This is a genomic window from Streptomyces sp. NPDC002265, assembly GCF_040296125.1.
GTDB lineage: Bacteria > Actinomycetota > Actinomycetes > Streptomycetales > Streptomycetaceae > Streptomyces.
Genome location: NZ_JBEOWS010000406.1, coordinates 1 through 8,171, shown reverse-complemented (window position 1 = coordinate 8,171; position 8,171 = coordinate 1). Strand labels below are relative to the sequence as shown.

The window sequence follows — 8,171 nt, the reverse complement described above, 5'->3', positions numbered from 1 at the left end:
GCAAGGTGTCCGGCAGCCGGGCCCGCAGGGGAGCCGTGGCGGGGGGCCGCCGGGGCGGCGGAACGAGGGAGGGGACATGCAGGCGTTTCTGACGGCCGTCACCGGCTTTCCGACGCTGCTGTTCACGTCCGCCCTGGTCGTGGTCGTCGCCTTCTGGCTTCTGGTCGCGTTCGGCGCGGCCGAGACGCACGGCTTTGACGCCCATGCGCATGGGCACTTTGATGGGTGGGGGCTGGGCGGGGTGCCGGTGACGGTGGCCTTCTCGCTGCTGACGGCGTTCGCCTGGTTCTTCAGCCTGTGCGCGACCGTCCTGCTGGAGCCGCTCGCGCCGCCGGGTGTGCCGCGGGTGCTGGGCGGGGTGGCGGTGCTCGTCGGCGCCGTGCTGCTCGCCCGGTGGTTCACCCGGCTGCTGGTGCGGCCGCTGCGTCGGCTGCTGCCCGATGAACGGGGGCCGTCCCGGCTGGACTTCGTCGGGCTGACCTGCACCATCCGTACCGGCCGGGTGGACGCCGGCTTCGGTCAGGCGGAGGTCGCGGCCGCGGACGGCTCGACCGCGCTGGTCCAGGTCCGCCAGACCGGCACCGACCGGCTCGGCAGCGGAAGCACCGGCCTGCTGTACGCCTACGACGACGCCGGCGAGTTCTTCTGGGTCGCGCCGTACGACGCGGCGCTCGACCCGCGCGGCGACCTGACCTGAGAGCCGCGCGCCCCGCCGGCCACCACACGCCCCACGCTTCACCTCTTTCTCTTACGCCTCAAGGACGTATGCCATGGATGCCATCACTGTGGGCCTCGCCGTGCTCGTCGCCGTTGTCCTCCTCGTCGCGGTCGCGTCGCTGTTCATGCTCAGCACGCTGTTCCGCAAGGTGGAGCAGGGCCGGGCGCTGATCATCTCCAAGACGAAGAAGGTGGACGTCACCTTCACCGGCGCCGTGGTGCTGCCCGTGCTGCACAAGGCCGAGTACATGGACATCTCGGTGAAGACGATCGAGATCCGCCGCACCGGCCGCGAGGGTCTGATCTGCCAGGACAACATCCGGGCCGACATCCACATCAGCTTCTTCGTCCGCGTCAACAAGACCGTCGAGGACGTCATCAAGGTCGCGCAGGCGATCGGCACCCAGACCGCCAGCGACCCGGCGGCCATCCAGGACTTCTTCGCGGCCAAGTTCTCCGAGGCGCTCAAGACGGTCGGCAAGCAGCTCGACTTCGTCGACCTCTACACCAAGCGCGAGGAGTTCCGGGACCGGATCATCCAGGTCATCGGCACCGACCTGAACGGCTATCACCTCGACGACGCGGCGATCGACTTCCTGGAGCAGACGCCGATGTCGCAGCTGGACGCGGCGAACATCCTGGACGCCCAGGGCATCCGCAAGATCACCGAGCTGACGACGGTCGAGCACGTGCGGACCAACGAGTTCCAGCGCACCGAGGAGAAGGAGATCACCCGGCAGAACGTCGACGCCCGGGAGACCATCCTTGAGCTGGAGCGCCGGCAGGCCGAGGCGGAGATCAAGCAGCGGCGCGAGGTCGAGACGCTGCGGGCGCGCGAGGAGGCCGCCACCGCGAAGGTGCAGGAGGAGGAACGCCTCGGCGCGCAGGGCGCGTTCCTGCGGACCGAGGAGCAGCTCGGCGTCCAGCGGGAGAACCAGGCCCGGGAGATCGCCGTGGCGCAGAAGAACCGCGAGCGGGTCATCGCCGTCGAGAACGAGCGGATCGAGAAGGACCGCCTGCTGGAGGTCATCGCCCGGGAGCGGGAGACCGCGCTGTCGGTCATCGCCAAGGACAAGGAGGTCGAGGCGGAGCGCCGCGAGGTCGCGGACGTGGTGCGGGAGCGCATCGCCGTGGACCGTACGGTCGCCGAGCAGGAGGAGGCGATCAAGAAGCTGCGGGTGGTCGAGGAGGCCGAGCGGACCCGCCAGTCGGTGATCATCGCGGCCGAGGCGGAGGCCCAGGAGAAGCTGGTCAAGGACATCAAGGCGGCCGAGGCCGCGGAGGTGGCGGCCCGGCACCGGTCCGCCGAGCAGCTGACGCTCGCGGAGGCCCGGCTGAAGTCGGCCGACCTCGACGCCCGCGCCAAGCTGCGGCTCGCCGAGGGCGTCCAGGCGGAGACGGCCGCGGCCGGTCTCGCCGAGGTGCAGGTCCGCGACAAGGAGGCCGAGGTCGTCGAGAAGGCCGGGCGGGCCGAGGCCGTGGCCACCGGGGCGCGGATGCAGGCGGAGGCGGAGGGCACCGAGGCGCTGCTGCGGGCCGAGGCCGAGGGCGCGCGGGCCAAGGCGCTCGCGGAGGCCACCGCGATCGGCGAGAAGCTCAAGGCCGAGGCGGCGGGTCTGACCGAGAAGGCGGCCGCGATGGCGGCCCTCGACGACGCCTCGCGCGGTCACGAGGAGTACCGGCTGCGGCTCCAGGCGGAGAAGGAGATCCGGCTGGCCGGTCTCGACGCGCAGCGGCAGGTCGCCGAGGCGCAGGCCACGGTGCTGGCCACCGGTCTGGAGCACGCCGACATCGACATCGTCGGCGGGGAGTCCGTCTTCTTCGACCGGCTGATGGGCTCGATCGCGCTGGGCAAGAGCGTCGACGGGTTCGTGGAGAACTCCGCGACGGCACAGGCGCTGGCGAAGCCCTGGCTGGACGGGTCGTCGAGCTTCACCGAGGACCTCGGCCGCCTCCTCGGCCAGGTGTCGACGGCGGACGTGCAGAACCTGACGGTGTCCGCGCTGCTGATGCAGCTCATGAAGTCGGGCGGCTCTCCGCAGGCCGGCCGGCTCCAGCAGCTGATGGACCGGGCCGGCGAGCTGGGTCTGTCCGACCTGCCGCTGACCGCGCTGAACGGCAGCGCCCGGGTCTGAGCGCCCGTGGCCCGCAGCCGCCGTGCAGGGGACGGCGGCTGCGGGCCGTACCGCCCGAACGTCTCGAAGGGAACCCGACCCCATGGCAACCGGCCTGGACACCGCCGCGGACCCCGGCCCGAGGAGCACTCCGGACTCCGTCGCGGACCCCGGTCCGAGGACCGCTCCGGACTTTGCCACGGGCCCCGGCCTGGACGCCGGCACGTACGAGGTGCTGCGCGACCGGCTGGCCGCACAGGCCGGGGACCTGGCCCGCCGCGCGCAGGCGCTCGACTCCCGCCGTGTGCAGGAGTTCGGCGCGACCCGGCTCGCGCTCGCCGGGACCGGACAGTTGCGCACCGAACGGGCCTGTCTGCCCGCCGACGTCGTGGCCGTCGGGGACCGTCTGCTGTTCGGCGCCCACACCGTCCTCGGGCTGCGGGCCGAGGCGGCCGTCGGCGACGTCCTCACCCTGCGCGACCGCGACCTGAACCGGCTGCCCGAGGACGCGGTGCCCGGTCTGCTGGACGACCCCGGCTTCGTCCGCGAGTTCGCCGCCCTGCACCGCTACTACCGCGACACCCGTCTGCTGCGGCTGCGCCACGTCGACGGCCGGCTGCTCGCAGTCTTCCGCACCGGGGAGAAGCCGGACGACATCCGGGTGCTGCGCTGGGCGCTCGCCGACGACGGCCGGGTGACGTTCCTCGACGCGCGCGGCGAGCGCGACCACGTCTTCCCGCCGTCCCACGACTTCACCTGGACCGCGACCACCCGCGAGGACCACGTCCCGGGCCGCCGGCCGCACGTGTCCGTCGAGGGCGAGGTCTTCGTCGCGACCGTCGGCGGCAGCCTCACCGTCAAGACCGAGGACGACACGGAGACGGACCGGGCGATCCACACCGAGCCGGTCGACGAACCCCTCCAGTCCCTCGCCGACGCGGACATCCAGTACGCGAGGGTGGGCGCCCTGCTCCTGCTGCGGGTGCGCCCCTACAAGGAGACCGTCTGGCGCCACTTCGTCCTCCACACCCTGACGAAGACGGTGGTCCGGCTCGACGCCGTCGGGCAGTCCTGCCGCCGGCTGCCCGAGGACCAGGGCATCGTCTTCCCCGGCGGCTACTGCCTCGCGGCGACGGGCGCGCACCGGACGTTCGACCTCGACACCGAGGGCCTGGAGTTCGAGCGCGAGGTGCGCTCGCCCAACGGTGAGGACGTGCTGTACGCGTACCACGCGCCCGGCGCGGGACGCAGCCTCCTGCTGCCGTACAACCTGATCCGCAAGGAGATCTCCACCCCGCTGACCTGCCGGGGATGGGCGCTCTTCGACGACGGATCGCTGACCGTGCTGCGCACCGACCCGGCCGGCGCCGAACCGGCCCGGGTGCATCCGCTCCAGCTGTGGACGTCGCCGTACGAGTCCGACACCCGCGCCGCCGCCCGGCCGGCCGGCTCCGGACCGCTGTCCCGGATCGGCAACGCCGACCTCGTGCGGGGCATCTCCGACTGTCTGACCCTCGCCGGGTCCGTCGCCGGGACACCCCCCACGACCGGGGTGTACGAGGCACTGCGCGCCGCCTGCGTCCGGATCGCCGACACCCACCACTGGCTGGGCGAGCCCGGACTCGGCGATCTGCGCACCCCGTTGGACGCGGTCCGGGACACGGCCGAGCAGGTCGTCACCGAGTTCGAGACGGTCCGGACGCTGACCCGCCGGGCCGCCGACGCCCTCGACGAGTCCGCCGAGCGGATCACCTCGCTCGTACGGCGGCTGCGCGGCGAGGCCCCCCGAGACGCCGCCTCCTGGGTCACGGGACTGACCGAACTGCGGCGCGCCCAGGGCCGGTTGCTGAACCTGAAGGAGCTGCGGTACGCCGACACCGCCCGCATCGACGAGCTCGCCGCCGGGGTCGGCACCGACCTCGCCTCGTTCGGGCAGCGCGCGGTGGCCTTCCTGGCCCGCGAGGACGCCCTGGCCGGCCACCACCAGGAGATCGAGCGGCTGCTCGCGGCCGCCGAGGCGATCCCGACGGCCGCCGAGGCCGCACCCCTGACCGGCCGGCTCGACGAGCTCGACGACGGCCTGCGCACGGTCACCGAGGTGGTCGCCGGGCTCGACATCGGCGACGCCACCGTGCGCACCTCGATCCTGGAGCGCGTCGCCGAGGTGCTCGGCGGCGTCAACCGGGTCCGCGCCACGCTCGACGCCCGCCGCCGCGAGCTGCGCGAGAACGAGGGGCGCGCCGAGTTCGCCGCCGAGTTCGCGCTGCTGGGGCAGTCGGTCGTCGGTGCCCTCGCGGCGGCCGACACCGAGGAGGCGTGCGACAGCCGGCTCGCCGCCCTGCTGGTGCAGCTGGAGAACCTCGAAGCCCGCTTCTCCGGGTTCGACGACTTCCTCGGCGAGCTCGCGGACCGGCGCACCGAGGTGTACGAGGCGTTCGCCGCCCGCAAGCAGACCCTCGCCGACGCCCGCGCCCGCCGCACCGAACAGCTGGCGGCCGCCGCCGCCCGCGTCCTTGCGACCCTCGCCCGCCGCGCCGCCGCGCTGGACACGGCCGACGCGATCAGCACGTTCTTCACCTCCGACCCGCTGGTCGAGAAGGTCCGGCGCACCGCGGGCGAACTGCGCGCGCTCGGCGACCCGGGCAGGGCGGAGGAGCTGACGGGACGCCTGAAGGCGGCCCGCCAGGAGGCGCACCGCGCGCTGCGCGACCGCACCGACCTGTACACCGACGGCGGCCGCACCCTCCGCCTGGGACGGCACACCTTCGCCGTCAACACCCAGCCCCTCGACCTCGCGCTGGTCCCCCACGGCGACGGTCTCGCCCTCGCGCTGACCGGCACCGACTACCGGGCCCCGGTCACCGACCCGGACTTCGCCGCCACCCGCCCCTACTGGGACCGGCCGCTGCCCTCCGAGTCCGCGGCCGTCTACCGCGGCGAGCACCTCGCGGCCCGGCTGCTGGCCGAGCACGGCCCCGCCGCCCTCGCCGAGGCCGACCTGCCCGCGCTGGTGAGCCGGGCGGCGCAGACGGCGTACGACGAGGGCTACGAGCGCGGGGTGCACGACCATGACGCCACCGCGATCCTCACCGTGCTGCTGCGGCTGCACGCGGGCGCGGGCGTGCTGCGCCACGAGAGCGCCGCCCGCGCCGCCGCCCAGCTGTTCTGGGCGCACGGCACCGGCGCCGCCCGGCGCCAGAGCCTGACCCGGCGGGCGGTGTCGCTGGCCCGGGCCCGGGAGACGTTCGGGACCGTGCCCGCGATCGCGGACCTCCAGGCGGAGCTGGCGGCCGAGATCGGCCCGGCGGCGGCCGCGTACCTCTTCGAGGAGCTGACGACCGGCCCCGAGGGCTTCGTCATCGGCGCGTCCGGCCGCACCCTCCTCGACAAGTTCCGCCGCACGGTCGGCACATCGTCCTACGAGCAGGACCTCGCCGCCCTCGACAGCCTCGACGAGCGCCGGCAGCTGGTCGAGGGGTGGCTGTCCGCGTACACCGCCGCCACCGGCGCGGACACCGGCCCCGGGGACCTCGCCGAGGCCGTCGCCGCCGAACTCTGCCCGGAGCTGGTGCGTCACGACAGCGAGGCACCGCTGACCGCGGCCGTGACCGGGCTGCTCGGCACCCATCCGCGCATCACCCGCCGCACGCTCACCCTGCGCCTCGACGAGTTCCTCGCCCGCACCGACGACTTCCGCGCCCACGCCGTCCCCGGCCACCGCGCCTACACCGCCCGGCGCACCGCGCTGCTCGCCGCCGAGCGCTCCCGGCTGCGGATCGACGAGCTGCGGCCGCGGGTGATGACCACGTTCGTGCGCAACCGTCTCGTCGACGAGGTCTATCTGCCGCTCGTCGGCGACAGTCTCGCCCGGCAGATCGGCACCTCGGACGAGTCCAGGCGCACCGACACCGGCGGTCTGCTGCTGCTCGTCTCCCCGCCCGGCTACGGCAAGACGACCCTCGTGGAGTACGTCGCCGACCGCCTCGGCCTGGTCCTGGTCAAGGTCGACGGTCCCGCGCTCGGGCACGGCGTCACCTCGCTCGACCCGGCCGAGGCCCCGAACGCGACCGCCCGGCGCGAGGTCGAGCGGATCAACTTCGCACTGGCGGCGGGCAGCAACACCCTGCTCTACCTCGACGACATCCAGCACACCTCGCCCGAACTGCTCCAGCGGTTCATCCCGTTGTGCGACGCCACCCGCCGGATGGAGGGCGTCCACGACGGCGAGCCCCGCACCTACGACCTGCGCGGCAAACGCTTCGCCGTCTGCATGGCGGGCAACCCCTACACCGAGTCCGGCAGCCGCTTCACGGTTCCCGACATGCTCGCCAGCCGGGCCGACGTGTGGAACCTCGGCGACGTGCTCACCGGCAAGCAGGACGCCTTCTCCGTCAGCTTCGTGGAGAACGCCCTCACCGCGAACCCGGTGCTGGCCCCGCTGGCCGGCCGTGACCGCGCCGACCTCGACCTGCTGCTGCGGCTGGCGGCCGGCGACCCCACGGCGCGCGCGGACGACCTCGCCCACCCCTTTGCCCCCGCCGAACTCGACCGGATCCGTGCCGTTCTGCGCCATTTGCTGACCGCGCGCGAGACGGTCCTCGCCGTCAACTCCGCCTACATCGCCTCCGCCGCGCAGAGTGACGACGCCCGCACCGAGCCGCCGTTCCGGCTCCAGGGCTCCTACCGCGACATGAACAGGATCGTCCAGGCGATCCGGCCGGTCATGAACGACGCCGAACTCGACGCCGTCGTCGACGACCACTACCGGGCCGAGGCCCAGACCCTCACCACCGGCGCCGAGGCCAACCTGCTCAAACTGGCCGAGCTGCGCGGCACCTTGTCCGACGCGCAGGCCGCGCGCTGGGCCGAGGTGAAGGCGTCGTACCTGCGCGCCCGGGGACTCGCCGGACCCGTCGGCGGCGCGCTCCCCGGGACGACGACCGCGACCCCGAGCGCGACGACGACCGAGACGGCGAACGCGATCGCGGCCGGGGCGACGGCCGAGGCGTTGACCGGTGCGCTGAGCGAGGCGGTGGCCGCGCTCGGGCTGCTCGCCGAGCGGGTCGCCGCCGTCGAGTCGGCGATCACGCGGGCCGGTACGCCCCGTCCGCCCGCCTGACCTGCCCGGATCCGTCAGGTCGCACGGGACACACGGGATTTACGGGACCTGTCGTGCGATGTCCGCCAGGACTGTTTCTGTCAGGGGGAGTTCAGGTCCGGCGCGATGTAAGTCCGCACGCACAACTAGCCCACTGAAATGACATGAACGATTCACTCGGTGTCCACAACTGACGTGTCGGGACGACAGGATCCGGCCATTGACTCTCCCCGCACGGCTGC

The 8,171-nt window shown here is 73.4% G+C and carries 3 protein-coding genes; all 3 read left to right on the top strand.

Going from position 1 to position 8,171, the window contains the following annotated elements; translation table 11 throughout:
- The first annotated feature begins 76 nt into the window (after positions 1–76).
- Entirely contained in the window at positions 77–697 is a 621-nt protein-coding gene (locus ABT085_RS40715) for a hypothetical protein (protein WP_351620385.1), read from the top strand.
- Between the two features lie 73 nt (positions 698–770).
- The gene (locus tag ABT085_RS40710; RefSeq protein WP_351620382.1) at positions 771–2,852 is read left to right on the top strand and encodes a flotillin family protein; all 2,082 of its coding nucleotides are present in this window, start codon (positions 771–773) and stop codon (positions 2,850–2,852) included.
- A gap of 82 nt (positions 2,853–2,934) precedes the next feature.
- Positions 2,935–7,950 carry a DNA repair ATPase gene (locus ABT085_RS40705; protein WP_351620379.1) on the top strand — a complete coding sequence of 1,672 codons (5,016 nt, stop codon included), beginning with the start codon at positions 2,935–2,937 and terminating at the stop codon, positions 7,948–7,950.
- Positions 7,951–8,171: the final 221 nt, after the last annotated feature.